The 22,918-nt window shown below is 64.8% G+C and carries 15 protein-coding genes; 13 read left to right on the plus strand and 2 right to left on the minus strand.

Annotated elements, in window-relative coordinates:
* The first annotated feature begins 37 nt into the window (after positions 1 to 37).
* The 3 genes from HLH45_RS11110 to HLH45_RS11120 all read left to right on the plus strand — a co-directional run bounded on the left by HLH45_RS11110 (position 38) and on the right by HLH45_RS11120 (position 4,371).
* Entirely contained in the window at positions 38 to 1,918 is a 1,881-nt protein-coding gene (locus tag HLH45_RS11110; protein ID WP_029818923.1) for a M61 family metallopeptidase, read from the plus strand.
* Between the two features lie 263 nt (positions 1,919 to 2,181).
* Positions 2,182 to 3,573 carry a DNA repair protein RadA gene (radA, locus tag HLH45_RS11115; protein WP_008571089.1) on the plus strand — a complete coding sequence of 464 codons (1,392 nt, stop codon included), beginning with the start codon at positions 2,182 to 2,184 and terminating at the stop codon, positions 3,571 to 3,573.
* A 411-nt stretch (positions 3,574 to 3,984) separates the two neighbouring features.
* The gene (locus HLH45_RS11120) at positions 3,985 to 4,371 is read left to right on the plus strand and encodes a DUF805 domain-containing protein (RefSeq protein ID WP_008571090.1); all 387 of its coding nucleotides are present in this window, start codon (positions 3,985 to 3,987) and stop codon (positions 4,369 to 4,371) included.
* Positions 4,372 to 4,902: 531 nt separating this feature from the next.
* Here the strand turns inward: HLH45_RS11120 and HLH45_RS11125 are convergent.
* Positions 4,903 to 5,694, minus strand: coding sequence for a response regulator transcription factor (locus HLH45_RS11125; protein WP_008571091.1), 792 nt, complete (start codon positions 5,692 to 5,694; stop codon positions 4,903 to 4,905).
* 904 nt (positions 5,695 to 6,598) lie between these two features.
* Here HLH45_RS11125 and HLH45_RS11130 point away from each other — a divergent pair.
* The 9 genes from HLH45_RS11130 (at position 6,599) to HLH45_RS11170 (ending at position 18,461) form a co-directional block, all read left to right on the plus strand.
* Complete coding sequence (locus tag HLH45_RS11130) at positions 6,599 to 7,954, plus strand: helix-turn-helix transcriptional regulator (RefSeq protein ID WP_017156588.1); 1,356 nt, start codon at positions 6,599 to 6,601, stop codon at positions 7,952 to 7,954.
* A gap of 211 nt (positions 7,955 to 8,165) precedes the next feature.
* Positions 8,166 to 10,034, plus strand: coding sequence for an ATP-binding protein (locus HLH45_RS11135; protein WP_008571094.1), 1,869 nt, complete (start codon positions 8,166 to 8,168; stop codon positions 10,032 to 10,034).
* 25 nt (positions 10,035 to 10,059) lie between these two features.
* Entirely contained in the window at positions 10,060 to 12,384 is a 2,325-nt protein-coding gene (locus tag HLH45_RS11140; RefSeq protein ID WP_008571095.1) for a tetratricopeptide repeat protein, read from the plus strand.
* A 660-nt stretch (positions 12,385 to 13,044) separates the two neighbouring features.
* Positions 13,045 to 13,887: an STAS domain-containing protein gene (locus tag HLH45_RS11145; protein ID WP_008571096.1), complete on the plus strand. Its 843-nt coding sequence runs from the start codon at positions 13,045 to 13,047 to the stop codon at positions 13,885 to 13,887.
* Position 13,888: 1 nt separating this feature from the next.
* The gene (locus HLH45_RS11150; protein ID WP_003484273.1) at positions 13,889 to 14,251 is read left to right on the plus strand and encodes an STAS domain-containing protein; all 363 of its coding nucleotides are present in this window, start codon (positions 13,889 to 13,891) and stop codon (positions 14,249 to 14,251) included.
* Entirely contained in the window at positions 14,248 to 14,643 is a 396-nt protein-coding gene (locus HLH45_RS11155; protein WP_008571097.1) for an ATP-binding protein, read from the plus strand. Before HLH45_RS11150 ends, HLH45_RS11155 begins: the two co-directional genes overlap by 4 nt.
* 2 nt (positions 14,644 to 14,645) lie before the next feature.
* On the plus strand, positions 14,646 to 15,644 hold the full coding sequence (locus HLH45_RS11160) for an ATP-binding protein (protein WP_008571098.1): 999 nt from the start codon (positions 14,646 to 14,648) through the stop codon (positions 15,642 to 15,644).
* Entirely contained in the window at positions 15,641 to 16,516 is an 876-nt protein-coding gene (locus HLH45_RS11165) for a sensor histidine kinase (protein ID WP_008571099.1), read from the plus strand. Before HLH45_RS11160 ends, HLH45_RS11165 begins: the two co-directional genes overlap by 4 nt.
* Positions 16,506 to 18,461, plus strand: coding sequence for a response regulator (locus tag HLH45_RS11170; RefSeq protein ID WP_008571101.1), 1,956 nt, complete (start codon positions 16,506 to 16,508; stop codon positions 18,459 to 18,461). The genes HLH45_RS11165 and HLH45_RS11170 overlap by 11 nt, the downstream gene beginning before the upstream one ends.
* Positions 18,462 to 18,553: 92 nt before the next feature.
* On the opposite strand, the gene HLH45_RS11175 is transcribed toward HLH45_RS11170, so the two are convergent.
* The gene (locus HLH45_RS11175) at positions 18,554 to 20,239 is read right to left on the minus strand and encodes a glycoside hydrolase family 43 protein (RefSeq protein ID WP_033478392.1); all 1,686 of its coding nucleotides are present in this window, start codon (positions 20,237 to 20,239) and stop codon (positions 18,554 to 18,556) included.
* Between the two features lie 257 nt (positions 20,240 to 20,496).
* Here HLH45_RS11175 and HLH45_RS11180 point away from each other — a divergent pair, with 257 nt between their 5' ends.
* Complete coding sequence (locus tag HLH45_RS11180; protein ID WP_008571103.1) at positions 20,497 to 22,866, plus strand: TonB-dependent receptor; 2,370 nt, start codon at positions 20,497 to 20,499, stop codon at positions 22,864 to 22,866.
* Positions 22,867 to 22,918: the final 52 nt, after the last annotated feature.

Below are 22,918 nucleotides of genomic sequence, written 5' to 3' on the forward strand. Positions count from 1 at the left end.
CGTGGGCTTGCCTGTCCAGGTCACCTGCGGAGTTGCGATGAAAATGCCCACCCTGTTGTCCGTGTCGTTGTTGGCGGCGTTGTCGCTGCCGGCGGCTGCGCAAACCGCACCGCCGCAGGACGTGCCGTTCGACGGCACCTTGAAGATCGACGTGGACGCCACCGATCTGGCGCACCGCATCTTCAAGGTCAAGACCACCATGCCGGCCAAGCCGGGCCCGATGACGCTGCTGTACCCGCAGTGGATTCCCGGCAACCATTCGCCGACCGGACCGATCGATAAGCTCGCCGGTCTGGTGATCAAGGTCGATGGCAAGGTGGTGCCCTGGAAACGCGACCAATTCGATGTCTATGCGTTCAAGGTGGATGTGCCACAGGGCGCCACCGAGCTGACGGCTGAGTTCAGGTTCCTCTCGCCGCAGGCCGGCAACCAGGGCCGGGTGATGATGACCCCGGAAATGCTCAACCTGCAGTGGAACACCACGGCGCTGTACCCGGCCGGCTATTTCGCGCGCAACATCAAGGCGCAGGCCAGCGTCACGCTGCCGGCCGGCTGGAGCTATGCCACGGCACTGGAAACCGATCGCCGCGTCGGCGACACGGTGAGCTTCAAGCCGATCGATTTCGACGACCTGGTCGATTCGCCGATGTTCGCCGGCAAGTACTACAAGCGCGTGGAGCTGAGCACCGGCAAGCAGCCGGTCTACCTCAACGTGTTCGCCGATGAAGCCAAATCGCTGGAGGCCAAGCCCGAGCAGATCAAGGCACACGCCGCGTTGGTGCAGCAGATGGACAAGCTGTACGGCGCGCGTCACTTCGACCATTACGAATTCCTGCTGGCGCTGACCAAGAAGCTGGGCGGCATCGGCCTGGAGCATCACCGTTCCAGCGAAAACAGCGGCCCGCCGAATTACTTCACCGAGTGGGACAAGAGCTGGACCATGCGCGACCTGCTGGCGCACGAGTTCAACCACTCCTGGAACGGCAAGTACCGCCGTGGCGCCGACCTGGCGACGCCGAACTTCAACGTGCCGATGGGCGACAGCCTGCTGTGGCTGTACGAGGGCCAGACCCAGTTCTGGGGCGAAGTGATGGCCGCACGTTCCGGCCTGTGGACGCAGGACCAGGCGCGCGACATGCTGGCCGGCGTGGCGGCAACCTACGAGCGCGGCCGCCCCGGCATGGCCTGGCGCACGGTGCAGGACACCACCAACGACCCGACCATGTCGATGCGGCGTCCCAAGGCGTACCGCAGCTACCAGATGAGCGAGGACTACTACTCCGGCGGCCAGATGATGTGGCTGGAAGTGGATAGCAAGCTTCGCGCGCTCACCAACAACAAGCGTTCCATCGACGATTTCGCCAAGGCGTTCTTCGGCATGAAGAACGGCGATTGGGACGTCAATCCGTATACCTTCGACGACATCGTCAGCACGCTCAACGGCGTGGCCGCCTACGACTGGGCCAGCCTGTTGCGCGAGCGCATGGACGGGCACGGTTCGTTGAATGGCGGCATCGAAGCCAATGGCTGGAAGCTGGTCTACAACGACGAACCGAACCTGGCCATCAAGACCTACGAGAGCAACGAAAACGACGTCAGCCTGACCTATTCGCTGGGCCTGTCGCTGGAGGGCTCGGGCGAAGTCAACGAGGTGTTGTGGGACAGCCCGGCATTCAATGCCGGCATCATCAACGGCAATACCCTGGTGGCCGTCAACGGCCGCGCCTTCAGCGCCGATGTGATCAAGGATGCGATCAAGGCGGCCAAGGGCACCACTGCGCCGATCGAACTGCTGGTCAAGCGCGGCGACCGCTACGAAACCGTCCGTATCGACTACCACGGCGGTCTGCTGTATCCGCATCTGGAGCGTATCGCCGGCAAGCCGGATCGCCTGAGCGAGTTGTACAAGGCGCGCTGAGTAGCGCACGCCCACGTCGTTGCCCGACGTGGGATCAGTGGAATCCAAGCGGCATGGCCGGTCGTCACCGGTCATGTCGCCGTTGTGTGGGTGCAGCTGGTCAATCGCTTGCACTGCGCATCAGCAAATCGTCGACTTGTCCGAATCCCGAATCCCGAATCCCGAATCCGGAATCCGGAATCCGGAATCCGCAAAGTCCTGCGTCGCGCACACTGAGACCGTCAGCCACTATCCTGCTGCTTCAATAACGATGGGCAAGAACGATGGCGAAGGCGAAAACGGCCTATGTCTGCGGCGAGTGCGGTGCCGAGTACACCAAGTGGCAGGGCCAGTGCACCGAATGCGGTGTCTGGAACACGCTGAGCGAAATCGTGCTCGAGAGCGCCGCGCCGGGCGGCAAGGCGTCGCCAGCGGCATCGCGGCGTAGCGGCTGGGCCGGCAAGGCCGAGGCGCCCAAGATCACTGCGCTCAAGGACGTGCAGCAGTCCGAGCAGGCGCGTGTCTCCACCGGTATCGGCGAGTTCGATCGGGTGCTGGGTGGCGGGCTGGTGGAAGGTGCGGTGGTGCTCATCGGCGGCGATCCCGGGATCGGCAAGTCGACGCTGCTGCTGCAGGCGCTGGCGAGCATGGCCTCCACGTTGCCGGTGTTGTATGTGACCGGCGAGGAATCGCTGGCCCAGGTGGCCGGGCGCGCGGTGCGCCTGGACCTGCCGCTGGAAGGCCTGAACGCCCTGGCCGAAACCGGCATCGAAAACATCCTGCAGCACGCCAGCGTGGCGCGACCGAAGCTGATCGTGGCCGATTCGGTACAGACCTTGTGGACCGAATCGTTGACCGCAGCGCCGGGCTCGGTGAGCCAGGTGCGCGAGAGCGCAGCGCGGCTGGTGCGCTACGCCAAGGAAACCGGTACCGCGGTGTTTCTGGTCGGCCATGTGACCAAGGAAGGCGGCATCGCCGGGCCACGCGTGCTCGAGCACATGGTCGATGCAGTGCTGTATTTCGAAGGCGAGAGCGGTAGCCGGTTCCGCCTGTTGCGCGCGTTCAAGAACCGCTTCGGTGCGGTCAACGAACTGGGCGTGTTCGCGATGGGCGAGAAGGGCCTCAAGGAAGTCTCCAACCCGTCGGCGATCTTCCTGTCCGGCGGCAGCACCCAGCAGCCGGGCAGTTGCGTGATGGTCACCCGCGAAGGCACCCGCCCGCTGATGGTGGAGGTGCAGGCGCTGGTGGATGCCTCGCCGTTGTCCAACCCGCGTCGGGTGGCGGTGGGTCTGGAGCAGAACCGGCTGGCGATGCTGCTGGCGGTACTGCATCGCCATGGAGGCATCGTGGTGGGCGATCAGGACGTGTTCGTCAATGTGGTGGGCGGCATCCGCGTGCAGGAAACCGCGGCCGATTTGCCGGTGCTGCTGGCGGTGCTGTCGTCGCTGCGCGACCGGCCGCTGTCCGAAAAGACCATCGCGTTCGGCGAAGTGGGCCTGTCCGGCGAAATCCGCCCGGTGCCCAATGGCGAGGACCGCCTGAAGGAAGCGGCGACGCATGGCTTCAAGCGCGCCATCGTGCCCCGCGCCAATGCGCCCAAGACCACCAGCATCAAGGGCATGGAAATCATTGCCGTGGAGCGCCTGAGCCAGGCATTGGAAGCGGCGGCCGACTGAAGCCGCGCACCGCGCGGATGTTGCGATAGGCCGGGTTGGCGGCCTGCGAATGCGTCGGAAGTCTTTGCCATGTCCGGGGCCAGCCTGTCGCCATCGTCTCGGCCGGTTGCCGGGCGACCATCGATGATCGTCCGGCTTGGTCACCACTGGTGCGGCTGTGCCGCCACCCTCAAGAAACGCTGAGTGCAGAGGTCATCGCGCGCCTTTCAGACGTGCTGCGGGAGGCGCGCATGGCATGCGTCGCGGGGCGACCTGACGCCCGCAAGCCGTTTGTCGGACAAACGCCGGGATTTGGTAGTTGGTTGTCGAGAAAGCGTTTTCAGAAAGAGTGGGGCTATGGCAACATGCGCGGCCCGTTGCACTGTGCACCGGACCACAGACACCACTCACTGCGTTTTCAGGAGAATCACGATGGAATGGATGTTGCTGCCGCTCAAGCGTTACGCCGACTTCAACGGTCGCTCGCGCCGCAAGGAATACTGGATGTTCGCGCTGATGCAGCTCCTGGTGCTGTTCGTGTTTGGCGGCCTGTTCGCCGTCGCGGCAGTGGCGATGGGGAACGAGAACGGCCCGGGTGCGCTGGCTTGGCTGATCTGTGCGGTCATGGTGATCGTTTGTCTGGCGTTGATCGTGCCCGGTATTGCAGTCACGGTGCGCCGCCTGCACGACCAGGACAAGTCCGGCTGGTTTTATCTGATCAGCCTGGTGCCGTACGTCGGTGCTTTCGTGTTGCTGGTCTTCATGTGCATCGAAGGCACGCCCGGCCCGAACCAGTACGGCGAAAACCCTAAGCAGTAATTCGCGCGTTATGAAAGCGGACAACGGCGCAGGAGTTCCCTGCGCCGTTGTCGTGTGTGAATGTGCCAATCGTGCCATTGCGTATGGCGCATAGGCGCAAGGTCACGGCCTGCGTGCGTGAGAGTTGCCAAGTCTGCGCTCTGTAGAGTGGGCGTCCGCATCCGATCCCCAGAGATGGACGGCGGAGACACAGCGACATGCTTGAAGCGTGTTTCGCTGGACAGTCCCGGCGCAGCAGGCAGCGCCGCATTCGTCGCTGCCACGCCTGCTCACGGATGCAGCGACGTCGCTCAACGCCGATCAGCGTGCACCCCACGCTGTGCAGTGAACGATGCAGCCAGCCGCATGGCCGGTACCTGCAGAACTTGAATGACGGCACAGCTTGCGGGCCGAGTGCGCGCGTGCAGGCCGCTCCGTCGTCGATGCCGTGCCGACGCCCGTCCTGTCATCAAGCACCCTTCGCTGTCACGCAGGCGAGACTGCGCAATGCAGGTCGCAGGTCGCAGGTCGCATCTGCAGCGGTGCGCTTGCTCAGCAGGCGGCTGCGTGATGTGCAGGGCCAAGACTTGGGCTAACGGACTTGCTCATTGTCGTTGCCTCGGTATCGTGCAACGCGAGCTCCAGCTTGTAGCCGTGCGAATAGACGGTTCTGATGCGCACCGCGCTGCTGTCACCGCTCAGCTGCAGTTTCTTGCGCAACTTGTAGATGTGCTGCTCCATGGTGCGGTCGGTGAATTCGGTATGGCTGCCCCAGACCGCCTTGGCCAGCTGGCAACGCCGGAAGCACACGCCGGGGCTGGAAAAGAGCAGCCAGGCAATCGAGAACTCGCGTGCGGTCAACGCGATCGGCTTGCCTTCCAGGTAGACGGTATTTTCATCGCGGATCAGCTTGTAGGGACCCACGCTCAGGTGCTGCGTCTCCGGGCAGGCATGCGCCACCGGCGATATCGCCAGGGCCGCGCGCACGTGCAACTCATGCGAATTGAAAGGCAGCGCAAGGACCTCCTGCGCGCCTGCGCGATACCAGGCCAGAATGTTGTCGGCGCAATCGAAACGGCCAAGCACGATCAGCGGCGTGGGCTGGCCGCTATGGCAGCGCTGCCAGGCCAGCAGTGAACTGTCATCGGCGGCGACACAGCTGGCATCGAAGATCAGCAGCTCGCACGGCGAGTGCCGCAGCGAACGCAGGAGCTCCAGTTCATCGGAAAACGTCGAGACGTTGCGTGCGAGCGGTGCAAGGCTGGCGTTGACCTGCGAGGTCAGGCGCGCGTCCTGCGTCAACAGGAACACCGATCCGGCATTGGAGGGGGAGTGGTCGTTCATTCAGGCGGCCTTCGCGTGTCGGCGTACAAGCCACGCATGGGACGGGCGCCGGTGCGGGTCGGCCAATGCCAGGACAAAATCCATCTTCAAAGATCGCTGCATCGTCGGACCAGTCGGTTGGCGGGGGAGAGTCCAGTGGAGCTGGACGAATGGTATGTACCATTGCAGAGACCAAAAGTTTCACGCTTGCGTACGCGTCTTCGGATTTGTCGACATCGGCTTTAACTCGCGCTCATTTAGACGTAACAGAGCTCTTACATAGCGGGCATGTCTGGGACGCATGCAATTGCGCCATGCGCGTCATGCAGTAGCGAGTAAGCATGGACTGACGCGCGCGGGCAGAGGCATCCGGTTGCCGAGGTCTAGACCAATCTATTGCGATTGGTCGTGGGATCGCGCGCGGCTGGAATAGGTCAGCAGCGATTTTCCTTCGTGGCATGCCCGCTTCTCGCGATCAAAAACGCTTCGGCGTACGTGTCCGTACAGTCACGGTGCATCGTGGTGAACATCGCCGATGACCATCAATGCGCATGGAAGCGGCGCGTTCGCAGACGTTGTCCGACTGTGCCTGGGGATTGGCGTAGACCGGCGATATCAATACTCAACCGGATGGCGCGAAATGTCTGGCGTACGACAATGCCAACGATGTGCAAATGCGCTTTGCGTCGGGAGAAAACGCATCACATGGTTGTTTGACAGAGTGAGCTTTTTTGATTTTTTCAATGGCTTTCAGAGGGAAATTCTATTGGATCCGCTGCATACAATCGTTTGCGCCAGCGAGTTCGGCGCCTGTTGTCTTTTGCTCCGCCCCCCAAAGAGAGAGACCGGCATGATCCTTTCCACCTACTTTGCAGCGATCTCTGCGTTGTCATACGCAGAACGTCTTCCTACCTATACGAGCAGGATGCTGGTTGGTGCTTGGCCACAGGGACTGCAACATCTCCAACAGCGACGCGACGGACAGGGCGCAGCGGATGGCGCCGACGATGAGGTCAGCTTGTTCGGTGCCAGCGGCGATGCGTTGCTGATCCTGGAATATCAGGAAGAGGCCGAAGATGCGTATCGGCAGGCCTTGAAGGCCATGCGCGGGCATCAGCGTCAATTGCGCCTGCTGTCGTGCCGGAACACCGCCTGGTTGATGCTGAGCCAGCGGCGCCTGAGCGCGGCGTTGAATTGCTTCGCGCAGTTGGCAATGGACCGCGAAACGCCGCCCAGCCTGTGCGGCGAGAGCCTGTTGGGCAAATCGCTGACCCACTTCCATCTGGGCCAGAGCACGTTGGCCTTACAGACCCTGGAGCGTGCCCGCGAGGTGCTGGCCGACCTGGAGAGCGGCGCGTCGGACTGGCTGCGGATTGCCACTGCGCTGCGTCTGGACATGATTGCGCAGCTGCGTATCCGTCGCTCCGACCGCATGAGCGACCATGTGTTCTGGCAAGCCACGCTGCGCCAGGAAGATGCCACGCATGCCTTCGAGCCCAGCGACCTGCGCGCCTGCATCGCCGATCTGGCAGAGAGCATGCCGGTGCTTGCGCAGCGCATGCGGCATGTACGCAGCCTGTTGCGTATTGCCGGCGGCGACACCTTCGGCTTCGACGCGCAGATCGACGCATTGCCGGCCGCAGCCACCGGCTGCCCGCCGTGTGCGCGTCAGGACGCGCAGGTGGAACTGGCGCTGGCGGCATTGGCGGTGGGCCGTGCCGATCTGGCCGAGCGTGCGCTGGCCGGTGCCGGCCGACATCATGCGCCGCGCTGGAACCTGGAGTTCGAGTACTGCCAGGCCAAGATCAGCCAGGCGATGGGGCGCACCGAACAAGCGTTGCTGCTCTACAACCGCTACGCGCTGGGCGCGGTGCAGTGCCTGCGCAGCGAAGTGCAGGCACCGCGCTTGCTGGAAAGCGGCACCCCGGCGCACGTCAGCGACGATATCTCCGCCCGGTTGCCGGCCAAGTATCGGCGCGCCTACAGCTACATGATCACCAATGCGCATCGCTCGGATCTGTCGATCAACGAAGTGGCCGCACAGATCGGGGTCACCGGGCGCGCGCTGCAGCAAGCGTTCAAGTCGGCTACCGGGCTATCGCCGACGCAGGTGCTGCGCCGCTACCGGATGCAAAGCATCCGCGACGAACTGCTGGCCGAAGGCGGCTGCGGCAGTGTGTTGCAGGCGGCCAGTCGCTGGGGCGTCGGCAGCCGTTCGGCGTTGGCCAAGGGCTATCGCCAGCACTTCAATGAGGCGCCGATGGAGACCCTGCAGCGGTAATCTCCGCAACCCACGGATTGGTAGCGCTACCGATCCGTGGTGGGTCAACCCGGCGTGCGGTGCAGTGCGCGTCGCTGTACGCAACGGAGGCCAGGGGTCAAACTGAGACGTGCGTGCAATGTGGGTTCCGGCTATCCTTTCCGGCTGGCACTGGCACCCAGGGGGACGCGTCCGAGGATGGGCGTCGTCGCCAAGGAAACGACGACCGATCATGCAAGATCCCACTCCCGAGGCGACCGACGCCTCGCAGATCCGCCGGGCAGGCGTCGATCTCAATGGACTGATGTCGGTCCTCGGCAAGCACCTGTACTCCACCCCGGTGGTGGCGCTGCGCGAGCTGGTGCAGAACGCGCACGATTCCATCCTGCGTCGTCGTCTGGAACAACCCGATTGGCACGGCCAATCGCGCATCGAGGTGCATGCCGATACCGCGCAAGGCATCGTGCGCATCGTCGATACCGGTGCCGGACTGACCCAGCAGGAAATCCACGACTACCTGGCCACCGTGGGCGTGGGCTATACGCGTGGGCTGCGCCAGGGCGGCCACGAGGACAGCGGCCTGATCGGAATGTTCGGGCTGGGCTTCTTGTCCGCCTTCGTATTGGCGCGGCGGGTGACCGTGCGCACCACCTCCTACCAGTCTCCCACGCTGGGCTATTGCTACATCTCCAGCAACGCCGAGCAGTACACGGTCAGCCCGATTCCTGCGCGTGCGCAGGTGGGCACCGAGGTGGTGCTGGAACTACACGGCGATTATCTGTCGTTGGCTCAGGAAGGGCGGCTGCGCGAGATTCTGTCGCGCTATTGCGCGCTGTTGCGCGAGCCGATCTGGATCGGCGCCGCAACGCAGCCGATCAATCCCGAGCCGCCGCCGTGGCGCGTGCAGGACGCCGTACCGTTGCATCCGGTGCAGGCCTGGCGCCGGCAACGCGAGTTCGCCGCGCGCTTTGAGCGCAATTTCGAGCCGTTGTGCTGCATGCCGGTGCGTGCGGAAGAGGGCAGCGATGCGGTCGGCCTGTTGTGGGTGCAGGACGGTGCGACCTACGGCACCAGCGACAACCGCAATCTGTCGGTGTTCCTGCGCGGCATGTTGCTGGATGACAACGCGCGCGAACTGCTGCCGCCGTGGGCGGGCTTCATCGGTGGGGTGATCGAATCCAATCGGCTGACGCCTACCGCAAGCCGCGAAGACCTGCAGCGCGATACGGTCTATAGCGCGGTGCAGCACGCCTTGTCCGAGGCCTTGGTGCAAGGCCTGGCCGATGTGGCGCGCCAGCAACCGGAGGCATGGCGACGCATCCTGTTGCGTCATAACGAAGCTCTGCTGGGCGCGGCGCTGTGCGATGAGCGCCTGTTCGAATTGCTGCTGGAACACGTGCGGGTACCGACGTCGCAAGGCGATCTGCCGGCGCAGCAATTGCCATCGCGCGGTGCGGTGCACGTGATCCTCGACAGCGACAGCGGTTTCGAAGAAATGCTGTTCCGTGCGATGGGCGTGCCGGTGGCCTACGGCAACCGGTATGCGGTGGTGCCGTTTCTGCGGCGCTGGGCGCAGGTCAAGGGTGTGCGTCTGGTCGAGCTGGGCACCGAGCAGGGCAACCGCCAGTTGTTCCAGCTGGACACGCTGCCGGCCGATGAACTGGCCTGGCTGGAACAGCACCTGGGCGATGGCGAAGCGCTGGTGCCGGCGCGTTTCAGCCCGCAGGAACTGCCGTTGGTGGTAGTGCCCGACCGCGAGGCCGAGCTCAAACGCCGCCTGGAGCAGGACGAAAACGACAAGCGTGTCTCTACCGCCGCGTTGCGCCTGGCGCGGCAATTCACCGCGCGCATCCAAGCGCGGCAGACCCAGCGGCTGTATCTGAATCTGGATAATCCGGCGCTGCAGGCCTTGCTGGGCGCGCAGCGCGCAGGCAACCCGCAGGCCGCGGTGGCGGCGCGCTTGCTGCGTGCGCTCAAGGTGATCGTCGCGGCGCAGGGGCGTACGCAGCCGCAGCCGGGCAGCACCGAATCAGGTGTTTCCGATCTCAACAAGGCCTTCGGCGATTTCGCCGAGACCGTGACCCAATTGCTGGCGCGCTGAAGCGCCGCATCGCAGGAGCGGCACGATGGAAATCTGGAACTGGGTAGAAAAACTGCAGGACGATCTGGGCGAAGCCGGGCAGCCGCAAAATGCGCAGTTGCTGACGCGGCTGACCGACCACATCTGCGATCTGCAGATCGACCGCGCCGAGGCCTTGTTGCCGGAGGCACGTGCGCTGGGCAAGACGCTGGCCAACCCGTGGCTGGAGGTGTTCGTCGGGCATTGGGAAATGCGCAACCGGGTCGGCAACCTGTGCGAAGGCGAGCGTGCGCTGGGCGATGCGGTGGCGCTGTTCGAGCGTGCGCATCGCGCCGACGCAGTGGAGTGCCCGCAATCGGTCTGCGTGACCCAGGACCTGGCCGCGTGTTATGCCAACATCGATGGCCCGGGTTGGGTGGAAGAACGTATCGAGGTGTGCGACGAAACCCTGGGCCGCATCGACCCGAGCTGGTCGTGTTACCAGTGCCTGAGCTGCGAAAAAGCCGATGCATTGCTCGACGACGGGCGCGGTGACGCGGCGCTGCAGTACCTGGAGCAGCAGTCGCAGGCCATCCTGGACCATGGCGGCGAAATCTACGACGGCGTGCCGGACATGCGCATCTCGATCCTGCTTGCGCTTGGGCGTGCGCAGGAAGCGCTGGCGCTGGTGGAACAGCGCGAACGCGACGCCGCGCGCGAAGGTGCCGAGTGGGCCAATTGCAGCCAGCCGCGGCGCCTGCAGAAGGCACGCGCGTTGGCGCTGTTGCAGCGCGATGACGAAGCCATGGAAGCGCTGTTGCCATGGCGCGAGATTGCGCCGCGTTATCGCCTGCACTGGCTGCGTGCGGTGGCGGTGCTGGTGGCGCGCGCGCCCGAGCGCAATAGCTGGGACCTGGGCAGCCGCGTGCAGCAGATGCTCGACCATTACGCGCAGGTTGGCGCGCATCGCATCTTGATCGAAGCGGCCGAGCTTGCGATCGGGCTGGCGCTGCAACGCGGCGCGGTGTGGACCGCGCGCAGGCATCTGGCGCTTGCACGTGCGCATCTGCCCAAGTTGCGACAGGACCGTGGTGCCACGCTGGCGCTGGACGGTTGGGCTGCGCGCATCGCGGCCGTATCAGCGGGCGAGGAGTCACCGGTCGCTGCCGCGCAGTTGCTGGAATGGTTGAACGCGCAGGGCGATGATGTGGTGCGCAATCCCGAGCGCGAAGCGCAGTGGTTGCTGCAGGCCGTCGCTGACTGTCCGGACGATGCCGAGCTTGTCGACACCACTGCTTCTGCCTTGAGTGCCTGTGCGGCCGACGAGGAAGCGATCGCGTTGCTGTGGTCATTCGTGCAGCGGCATGCCGATCGCGAAACCAGCCCCACCTTCCGGCTGATGAATCTGTTGCTGGGCCGCGGCGATGAAGCCGGTGTGCGCCGGCTGGCACAGCTGTATCGCCCACAGGCGCCGGTGGCGGCATTGTGGTGCGAGGCGCAGCTGGCGCAGCGGCTGGGCGACTGGCCGGCGCTGGAGCAGGCCTGCACGGCACTGTTGGAGCTATCGCCCGGCTCGCACGGCGCACGCGGCTTGTTGGCGCGCATGTATCTCGATACCGGCCGTTTTGCCGAGGCCGCCGCGGTCTATCGGCAACTTACCGAGCTGCTGGAAGAACCGCGTTCTGCGCATTGGGATCACATGACGGCGGCCAGTGCGGCGCAGGATTGGGACGCGGTGCGTGCCTCTGTGCAGGCCATTGGCATGGAGCTGAGCAGCACCGGCGGCGTAGTCGAAGAGACCTGGGGCTGGGTGATCATTCGTTGCATGGATGATGGCGAAATGGCCGAGTACTACGCGCGCCGCACCGGCCCGGTCACTGCACGCATCGTCGAAAACGCGCCTGCGCATCGGCGCCAGCATGTCGGCGACTGGGTGGTGTTCGACGCGGAACTGTTGTATCCGCCGCCGGAAGACGAAGCCGAACGCGAGCGTTTCGTGCCGACCTACGCGCAGGTGCATGTGCTGCAAGCGGGTGGCTATGCCAATAGCTGGCTGGTGGACGGCGTGCATCCTGGCGACGAGGTGATCGAGGCGATGCGTGCAGACCTGGAAATGCGCGGCTGGAAGATGTGGCTGCACAGTCGCGACGACTACCGCGTGGTCGACCCGGACCATCCGGACGCGTTCAACCCGGAGGATGCAACATCCGGACTGCCGGGCGTGTTGTTCACCGTGGCCCTTCCGGAAAACGTCGCCCCGCAGGAACTGCATCGCGTCCTGCGATGCACGACCTCGCGCTGGTCGCATCCGATGTGCTGGCTGCGGCTTGCCGAGGCCTGCGGCCAGGATCCGCAGCCGCATCTGGATGCGGTGGAGCGTTACGGACTATAGGGCGGCGATCGGCCTGATCCAACGGCGTTTGTCGCCGGGGTGGGTGGACATTGGCGATCGTGGCGTGCGTTCGGGCGCCACGCTGGATGCGCGGCGCTGCATCCGGCGTCAAGAACACGCTCATTGCTCTTGTGCAACGCGGCGGCATTCATGCCGGCACACCCTCCCGCTTTGGACGTGCCGCCACACCGTCGGCAGGGCGATGACGCAAGTGCATGCCCTGCGTGCAGGCGCAGGGCGCAGCGCCACGCACTGCCGTTTCTGCGGCGTTTGGTCCTGTTTGGTCTCCAGTGTCCTGATGGAGCTCGCCATGGCAGTGGCAATGCCGATCGGAAGAGCATCGCCGCAGGCTCAAAACGCAGTGACGCGCCGTCGATCGGCCATCGCCAGGGCCCGGGGTGATGGCACGCCGACCGGTTGGCGTGTTGCCTTGCACGGGCGCTGGTGCAGTGCATGTCCGCAGGCGTGGACCGGCGCACGTTCGGCGTGCGCGCGGCAATGTCACACTGCGCCCGTGGGCGGATGACTGCTACAGGTTGGCTCGCTGGTTGGTCAATCTGAATTGCTTTATTCTGCTGCGCATCGGCGTGGGGGCGCCGCGTCGGTCAGGGCGCAGTCCAGCCCGCATGCCCAACCTCTTTTCTTTTGGTGGGTGATCTCATGGTGGCATTGCAGCAGCGCTCGATCGATGCGATTGGTGGCCAGGAACATGCGTTGCTGACCGCATGGTTGGAGTCCAGCCTGGGCAACGATGCGCGTCTGTCGCGGCAGGAATTCGAAGCGCAGGCCGGCGAATTCCTGCGCTTGCTGGTGGCGTCGTTGAAGCACGACGGTAGCAGCCTGGACAGTGCCGAATGGAGCGAGGTGCGTCGCTTCCTGGAACATCTCTCGCGCGACCGCGCCACGCGTGGTTTCGATTCGCAGGAAACCGCCAACTTCATCTTTTCGCTCAAGCGCGTGTTGTTTGCGCTGGTGCAGCGCGAATACGCCAATACCCCGGAAGAACTGGGCCAGCAGTTGTGGGCGTTGTCGGAATTGCTCGACCGCCTGGGCTTGTACACCGTGAAGGTTTTCCAGAAGACCCGCGAAGACATCATCGTGCGTCAGCAGGAAGAGATGCTGGAGCTGTCCACCCCGGTGGTGAAGCTGTGGGACGGCGTGCTGGCGCTGCCGATGATCGGCACACTGGATTCGCAGCGCACCCAGGTGGTGATGGAGTCGCTGTTGCAACGCATTGTCGACACCGGCTCGGAAATCGCCATCATCGACATCACTGGCGTGCCCACCGTGGACACCCTGGTGGCACAGCATCTGCTCAAGACCGTGACCGCGATCCGGCTGATGGGGGCCGACGCCATCATCAGCGGCGTGCGCCCGCAGATTGCGCAAACCATCGTGCATCTGGGCCTGGACCTGCAGGGGATCGTGACCAAGGCCAACCTGGCCGATGCCTTGGCGCTGGCGCTCAAGCGCACCGGCGTGACCGTCAGCAAGGCAGACTGACATGGAACGTATTCCGATCCTGCGGATGGGCCATCTGTTGCTGGTCACCATCCAGGTGGACATGCACGACCAACTGGCGTTGCAACTGCAGGACGACCTGTCCGAGAAGATCAGCGCCACTTCTGCGCGTGGCGTGTTGATCGACATTTCCGCGCTGGATATCGTCGATTCGTTCATCGGGCGCATGATCAGCACCATTTCCGGGCTGGCGACGCTCATGGGCGCGCAAACCGTGGTGGTGGGCATGCAGCCGGCGGTGGCGATCACCCTGGTGGAGTTGGGGCTGACCTTGCCGTCGGTGCGCACCGCGCTCGATGTCGAGCGCGGCATGCGCCTGCTGCAACAACCCGATGCGGCTCCATGACGGTCGGCTCGCAACCGGTGCGCACCGAGCAGGATGTGGTGCTGGCGCGGCAGACCGTGCGCAAGCTGGTGGTGCAATGCGGGCTGCGGTTGGTCGATCAAACCAAGCTGGTCACCGCGGCCAGCGAACTGGCGCGCAATACGGTGATCTACGGCGGTGGCGGCGACATGGACTGGGCACTGGTCGAAAGCGGCATCCGCAAGGGCGTGCAGCTGACGTTCCGCGACCAGGGCCCGGGCATTGCAGACCTGGAGCTTGCACTGACCGACGGCTGGACCTCTGGCAGTGGCCTGGGGCTGGGACTGTCCGGCAGCCGGCGGCTGGTGGACGATTTCGTGCTCGATAGCGCAGCCGGCAAGGGCACCCGCATCACCATCACCAAATGGAAGTAACCATGACCGGCGCGCTCACCCAGGTGATCCGCGTCGAAGAGGGCACCCAGGTCGGGCAGGTGCGCCGCGAAGCGGTGGCGCTTGCACAGGCCTGCGGTTTCGATGAAGACGGCTGTGGCCGCGTGGCCCTGGTGGCGACCGAGTTGTGCACCAACCTGCTCAACCATGCCGGTGGCGGGCAGATGCAGCTGTGCAGCGTCGCCGGCCGCGATGGTCTGGGCATCGAGTTGTGCACGCTCGATCAGGGGCGCGGATTCGTGCTGGCCGATTGTCTGCCGGACGGGTATTCCACCGGCAGCACGCCTGGCAACGGCCTGGGCACGGTGCAGCGACATGCCGCGTTGCTGGACGCCTATTCCGATGCCCGGGGGGCCGTGGTCCTGGCGCGTGTGTACGCCGACGCCGACAGCATGCCCGACCTGCCCTACGGCGCGCTGCGTGTGCCGCTCCAGAACGAAACGGTCTGCGGCGATGGCTGGCATCTGGCGATCGATGCGCAAGGCGTGACCGTGAGCATGATCGACGGCCTTGGCCACGGAGCGGGCGCGGCCGATGCCGCCGATGCGGGGACGCGCGCTGCGGCAGCGGCCCGTGGCGAACCCGGCGAACGCATCGCGCGCCTGCATGCCGGCATGAGCGGCACGCGCGGCGGCGCGGCGGCGGTCATGCAGTTCGATCCCGGCAGCGGCCAGGTGCGCTTTGCCGGGGTGGGCAATATCGTCGCCTCGTTGCGCGATGGCGACGGCGTGCGCGGCATGCCCTCGCACCCGGGCATCGTCGGGGTGCAGTTCCGCAAGGCGCAACCGTTCGACTTTCCACACGCCGCCGGCAAGTTACTGGTCATGCACAGCGACGGCCTGCAATCGCGCTGGACCCTGCGCGATCATCCGGGCCTGCTGTCGCGCCATCCACGCATCATTGCCGCAGTGCTGGCGCGCGATTACGCGCGCGGCCGCGACGATTGCTGCGTGTTCGTCATGCGCTTGGGAGGCATGCAATGAATTCAACCACCAAGATGCCGGCAGCCGAGGCGATGGCTGAACTGGAAAGCTTGCGCCAGCAGAACCAGGCCTTGCGCGAAGAGCTGGAAGAAACCAACCAGGGCGTGCTGGCCCTGTATGCCGAGCTCGACCAACAGGCCGAACAGCTGCGCGAGGTGTCCGAACTCAAGAGCCGCTTTCTGTCGTACATGAGCCACGAGTTCCGCACCCCGCTAGGCTCGATCCTGAGCATCACCCGGCTGCTGGAGGATGGCATGGACGGGCCGCTCAATGCCGAGCAGCTCAAGCAGGTGCGCTTTGTCAGCGGTTCGGCGCGCGAGCTCACCGAGATGGTGGACGACCTGCTGGACCTGGCCAAGATCGAGGCCGGGCGCATCACCATCTCGCCGGGCTGGTTCGACCTGATGGACCTGTTCGCGGCGCTGCGCGGCATGTTCCGTCCGCTCACCGATGTGGGCACGACCACGCTGATCTTCGAGGATCCGCCGGTGCTGCCGCTGCTGTACACCGACGACAAGAAGCTGGCGCAGATCCTGCGCAATTTCATTTCCAACGCGCTCAAGTTCACCCCGCAGGGGCAGGTGCGCGTGTTTGCGCAGCTGGAAGGCGACAGCCATGTACGCTTTGGCGTGCACGACACCGGCATCGGCATTCCGGCCGAGCTTCACGAGGCCTTGTTCGAAGATTTCGTACAGGTGGACTCGCCGCTGCAAAAACGCCTGACCGGCACCGGCCTGGGGTTGTCGATCTGCAAACGGTTCGCCGAATTGCTGGGCGGCCGGGTGGGGATCAACAGCGTGGTCGGGCAGGGTTCTGAATTTTACGTGGTGCTGCCGATGACACTGGCAGCGGAGGAAACGCGTGGGCAGTAAGCACCACATCCTGGTCGTCGACGACAACGCGGTGACGCGTTATTCGGTGCGGCGCGTGCTCGAACACCATCAGTTCGCGGTCGAAGAAGCCGGCACCGGGACCGAGGGTCTTGCCAAACTTGCCGCGCAGACGTTTTCTGCGGTGGTGCTGGACGTCAACCTGCCGGACATGAGCGGCTTCGATATCGTGCGGACGCTGCGTGCCGAGCCGCGCACCGCGTTGCTGCCGGTGGTGCATGTTTCGGCGGCCTCGATCGCCACCGGCGACATGATCACCGGGCTGGATGCCGGCGCCGACGCCTACCTGATCCATCCGGTCGACCCCAACGTGTTGCTGGCCACCTTGCGCACGCTGTTGCGCGCACGCCGCGCCGAGGAGGCGTTGCGGGTCAGCGAGGCGCGTTTCCGCGAAATCTTCGAACACATCAGCGCGCCGATTGCGGTGGTGGATGCCAACCTGCACATGCACGAGGCCAATGCCGCATTCCAACGCTTGATCGGTAGCGCCACACCCGGCGCTGCGATCCATGCCGCCGGGTTGGATCAGGCCGCCGCCGTGCACGCACTGACCACTGCGTTGGCGCAACGCGAGCGCTGGAGCGGCACCTTGTCGCTGCTGCGCGATGGCAAGCTCTGCGAAACCGAATGGCGCGTGTCGCCCTACCGCGAGCCGGATCTGGGGCTGTTGCTGGTGGAAGACGTGACCGAGCAGCGCCTGCGCGAGCGCGAGCAGCGCCAGGAACTGGATACCGCCACCAGCGAGCTCGCGCATCAGATCGCGCAGCGTCAGCACACCGAAATCCAGCTGCTGCAGGCGCAGAAGATGGAAGCGCTGGGCAAGCTCACCGGTGGCATCGCGCACGACTTCAACAACCTGCTGACCAGCATCATTTCCGGCTTGGACATGATCCAGCTCGCAGTGGAATCCAATCGCATCGAACGCGTGCCGCGCCTGGCCGAGATCGCTAACGGCTCGGCGCACCGCGCCGCCGCGCTGACCCAGCGCATGCTGGCGTTCGCACGCAAGCAATCGCTGGACGCGCAACCGTTCGACGTCAACACCCGTGTGCGTTCGCTGGAAGACATGCTGCAACGCTCGATCGGCGAAAACATCGCGCTGGAGCTGGATCTTGCGTCCACGCCGCTGGTGGCCATTGCCGATGCCAACCAGCTCGAAAACGTGGTGCTCAACCTGGTCATCAATGCGCGCGATGCCTTGAAAGGGCAGGGCACCATCCGCATCCAGAGCGCGGCCTACACCGCGCACAACGACCCGGAACTGGACGACGGCGACTATGTCGCGGTGAAGGTGATCGACAACGGGAGCGGGATCGAGCCGGCCATTCTCGACCAGGTGTTCGAGCCGTTTTTCACCACCAAACCCATCGGCGAAGGCACCGGTCTCGGCCTGTCGATGACCTACGGGTTCGCACGTCAATCCGGCGGTACCGCACGCATCACCAGCGATGTGGGTCGTGGCACCACGGTGGCGCTCCTGCTGCCGCGCGGGCTCTCGGCCAACGAAATGCTGCCGGCACCGGCGCCCAGCGCGCCGCGCACGCGCAACGAGCGCATACTGCTGGTGGACGACACCGACGTGGTGCGCATGATGGTGAGCGAAGTGCTCAGCGATGCCGGCTACCAGGTCATCGAAGCCGAGGATGCCAACGGCGCGCTGGAACACTTGCGCACCGAGGCGCACATCGATCTGGTGGTCTCCGATGTCGGCCTGCCCGGCATGAACGGGCGCGACATGGCCGATGTGGCGCGCACGCTACGCCCGGGTCTGCCGATCCTGTTCATTACCGGCTATGCCGAAAACGCGGCCACGCGGCAAGAATTTCTGGCAGAGGGCATGGCCTTGCTGCCCAAGCCTTTCAGCCTCAACGATCTGCTCAACACGGTGGTGCAGATGCTCGACAGCAGCGTCCTGGCGCGGGCGTAGGGCGTTAAGCGGCTCCAAACACGCATGCGTCGCTGCGGGGCGGGCGCGGCCTGCGCATGCAGCGGGCGTGCAGCCACGTTCCTGCATTTCGCTTAGCGCGCATACGCGTACGGCCCGAATGTGGCGCCAAGAAAACCGCCGGCCGACTCGGTACTGAGCACACTTGCATCGCCTTGTTCGAGCAGCGTCTGCCACTGCCCCTGGCCGACGGCGTAATCCACGCGCACGCGTGCGGCATCCAGCGCAAAGCGCAGTTTCACCGGTTGCGTGGCATCGGGCAGTGGCGCGCGTGCCAGTTCGGTGCCGGTGCCGGGCTGTTGCGCTCCGGCGCGGCAATACAGCACCACCGCAGCGCCGCTGTCCTCGCGCACCAGCATTGCTGCCAGGAAGTTGCTCTCCTTGGCCACGATCGCCAGACCGGCCTGTTCGCCTGGTGCCAGCGCACTGCCATCCACGCTGGCGACCAAGGTGGCGTGATGATGCTGCAGGCGATGACCCAGATAGGCCGGCTGACCACGGCCGATATCGCCCAGCGCAATGTTTGCCGGCGTCACGCGCAAGCCTTGTGCGCCGGGCTGATACCACGGCCTGATGGGTGGGTGGATGGTCATCCATTGCATCGGCACGCGCGCATCCCCGAAGCGCTCGCTCCACTGCATTGGCCCGGTGGTCGGCAGGGGCTGCGTGCCCGCCGGCAAGGGTGGGCGCGCTGCCACGACAGGGACCGCGGCGCCGTGCGGCAGCACCACCGGCCAGCCATCGCGCCATTGCACCGGCAACAGGAAGGTTTCCCGGCCCAGGTTGTAGTGATTGCCGCGGTAAGGGCGCGTCGCGAGAAACACCGCCCACCATGTGCCGTCCTTGAGTTCGACGAACTGTGCATGCCCGGCCGAGGTGATCGGCGCATTGCGCAATGGGTCCAGGTCGCGTTGGGTGAGTACCGGATTGCCGCTCCAGGTTTCGTATGGCCCGGTGATCTGGCGGCTGCGGTAGATCATCTGCGCATGCTGCTCGCCGGTGCCACCTTCGGCCGCGGTGAGGTAGTAGTAGCCATCGCGGCGGAACAGGTGCGGGCCTTCGATGTGTTCGGGATTGGTGGCCGGCTTGAAGCCCGAATCCACGATCACCTGACGGGTGCCGACCAACTTCATGCTGGCCAGATCCAGCCGCTGCAGCCAGATGGCGCGGTGCCCGTCGTAGCGCAGCTTGCCGGCCGGCACGTCGTTGTTGACCAGCCAGGCACTGCCATCGTCATCGAAAAACAGCGAGGGGTCGATGCCCTTGGCGTCCAGCCAGATCGGATCCGACCACGGCCCGGCCGGATCGGTGGCGGTGATCAGGAAATTGCCGCCATCGCAGTAGAAACAGGTGTTGGCGATATAGAAAGTGCCAGCGTGGTAGCTGATGCTGGCGGCAAACAGGCCGCGGGTCAGTTCGTCGTTGCCGTAGTTGATCTGGGTTGGACGGTCGATCGCGTTGCCGATCTGGTTCCAATGCACCAGGTCGCTGCTCTTGAACACCGGCAGGCCGGGGAAATAGCCGAAACTGGAATTCACCAGATAAAAATCGTCGCCGACGCGCACCGCCGATGGGTCCGGATGAAAACCGGCCACGACCGGGTTGCGGTAATGCGCGGCGGTTGGCGCGGGGCCGCCGTCGTCGCCCTGGTAATCGATCTGCGTGATCAACGCGGTGCCGGCATGCGCCAGCTGACAGCTCAATGCGGCCAGCAGGCCGGCCACCCATGCGAGTCGTTTCAAGAGATCCCCTCGTGCCATGCCCTGGCGCAACGCCAGTACGACACCAGCATGACAGCACGCAGGGCGGCGTGGCATGACGTTTTGCGATGCCAACGCCGCGTGGTGGCATGCCTCCGCGCGCGTGGCGGGGTGTGTGGACCGGGCGCTGCCACTTCGCTGCAACATTGCTGACATATCGTGCGCGCGGCGCCACGCGGCGCCGCCAACCGGCGTGCCATGCCAAACGGCTTGGACGCTGTGTCATCACCTCGCATCACTACCTAGGATCAACCCGCATGTCGTTGTACTCGCCTGTCTTTCCGTCGCCGGTGTCCGCTATTGCACAGGTCGCTGCGCGCCGCCGCACCGCCTTGCAGCGCACGCCGCTGGCCCGTGCCTGCGCCGGCCTGTTGCTAGCCTCGCTGGCGGCAACCGCGTCTGCGCAGCAAGCGCCGGCGACCCAGGGCGAAGCCAGCCCGACCGCGCTGGACACGGTCACCGTCACCGCCGAGCACCGCGAGCAGAACCTGCAGGACGTGCCGGTCTCGGTGGGCGTGGTGCAGGGCGCAGCGATGCGCGACTACACCGCCGGTGGCGATGACACGCTGCTGGCCCTGTCCGGCCGCGTGCCGGGCTTCTACGCTGAAACCACCACCGGGCGCATCTTCCCGCGCTTCTATATCCGTGGCCTGGGCAATATCGATTTCTACCTGGGTGCCTCGCAGCCGGTCTCCATCATCCAGGACGATGTGGTGCTGGAGCATGTCGTGCTCAAATCCAATCCGGTCTATGACGTGGACCAGGTCGAAGTGCTGCGCGGTCCGCAAGGCACGCTGTTCGGCCGCAACACCACCGCCGGCATCGTCAAGTTCGACACCGTCAAGCCCAGCGACACCTACACCGGTCGCGTCAACGCCAGCTACGGCAGCTACAACACCATCTCGCTGGATGGCGGCTTCGGTGGCCCCATCAACGACGTGCTGTCGTTCCGCGTGTCCGCGTTGTACCAGCACCGCGACGATTGGGTGGACAACACCTTTGCCGGCAGCAGCGCCGATGGCACGCGCACCCCGCGCAAGGACGCGATGGGCGGTTACAACGACCGCAATGCGCGCCTGCAGGTCTTGCTCAAGCCCAACGATGCGTTTTCGCTGCTGGGCTCGGTGCACACGCGCGATTACGACGGCACTTCCACCTTGTTCCTGCGCAACGCGATCACGCGTGGCAGCGACAAGGTGGACGTGCCGCGCGACCGTGTGGCCTATGATGAGGGGCACGACAACCCGCAGGCGTATCAAACCGATGGCGGCTCGCTCAAGGCGATTTACGACTTCGGTGGCGTGTCGCTGACCTCCATCACCGCCTACGAAACCACTTCCGGCTACAGCCGTGGCGACACCGATGGCGGTGCTGCCGCCAATTACCCGGTCAATGGCGTGCCGAACGGCTTTGGCCAGTCGATGGGACAGATCCGCGACCTGGACCAGTACACGCAGGAATTGCGCCTGGCCAGCGAAGGCGACGAGGCCCTGCAGTGGCAGGTGGGCGCGTTCTATTTCGACGGCCGCGACACCACCGATTTCTATCAACGTGCCTATTTCCTGCAGACCGCCGCGCGCAACCCGAATAACTGGGTGCGCCTGCGCAATACCAATACCTCGTGGGCCGGCTTCGGGCAGATCAGCTACAAGGCGACCGACGCGCTGACGCTCACCGCCGGCATCCGCCAGACCAAGGACACCAAGGAAACCCGTCTGCTCAAGACCGCCGATACCGCAGCCGGTGTGGTGACCTACCGCGGCCGGCGCGATGTGCGCATGTCCGATACCCAGCCCAGCTGGGATCTGAGCGCGATGTATGAGATCGACCCGCAGCTGAGCGTGTATGCGCGCGTGGCGCGCGGTTTCCGTGGCCCCACCATCCAGGGCCGCAGCGCGGTGTTCAATTCGGACTTCACCACCGCCGATTCGGAAACCATCCTGTCGTGGGAAGCCGGCATCAAGAGCAGCCTGTTCGAGAACCGTCTGCGCCTGAATGTCAGCGGCTTCACTTACACGGTCGACGATATCCAGCTCAACGGCAACGACTCGGACGGCAATGGCGTGCTGTTCAATGCCGACAAGGCCAAGGCCTACGGCATGGAAGCGGACCTGGACTGGCGCCCGATCTCCAACCTGTCGATCACCGCCGGCCTGAGCCTGTTGCACAGCGAAATCCACGATAAGCGCGTGTTTGCGCAGGCCTGCGCGCTCAATGGCGTGGTGGTGTGCACCGTCAACGACCCGACCATCCGCGTAGGTGCCAACACCTTCGCCCAGATCGACGGCAACCCGCTGCCCAACGCGCCCAAGTACAACCTCAACCTGGCCGCGCGCTATGACATCCCGGTGGGCAACGACGGCGCGTTCTTCGTGTCCACCGACTGGAACAAGCAGGGCCAGACCAGCTTCGTGCTGTACGACTCCACCGAGTTCCGTTCCGACGGCAATTTCGAAGGTGGCCTCAAGCTGGGTTACACCGGTGGCTACGGTGCCTGGGAAGTGGCGGCGTTCGCGCGCAACATCACCAACGAAAAGAACCTCAAGGGTGTGATCGAAAACTACATGGCCGCGGTCTACAACGAGCCGCGTGTCGTTGGGGTGTCGGTCAACGTCAACTGGCAGTAACCGGTTGATCGGCTGATGCAGTCACTGCGGCAACTGCGCCGCAGTGATGTTT

Source organism: Xanthomonas euvesicatoria, assembly GCF_013112235.1.
GTDB lineage: Bacteria > Pseudomonadota > Gammaproteobacteria > Xanthomonadales > Xanthomonadaceae > Xanthomonas > Xanthomonas euvesicatoria.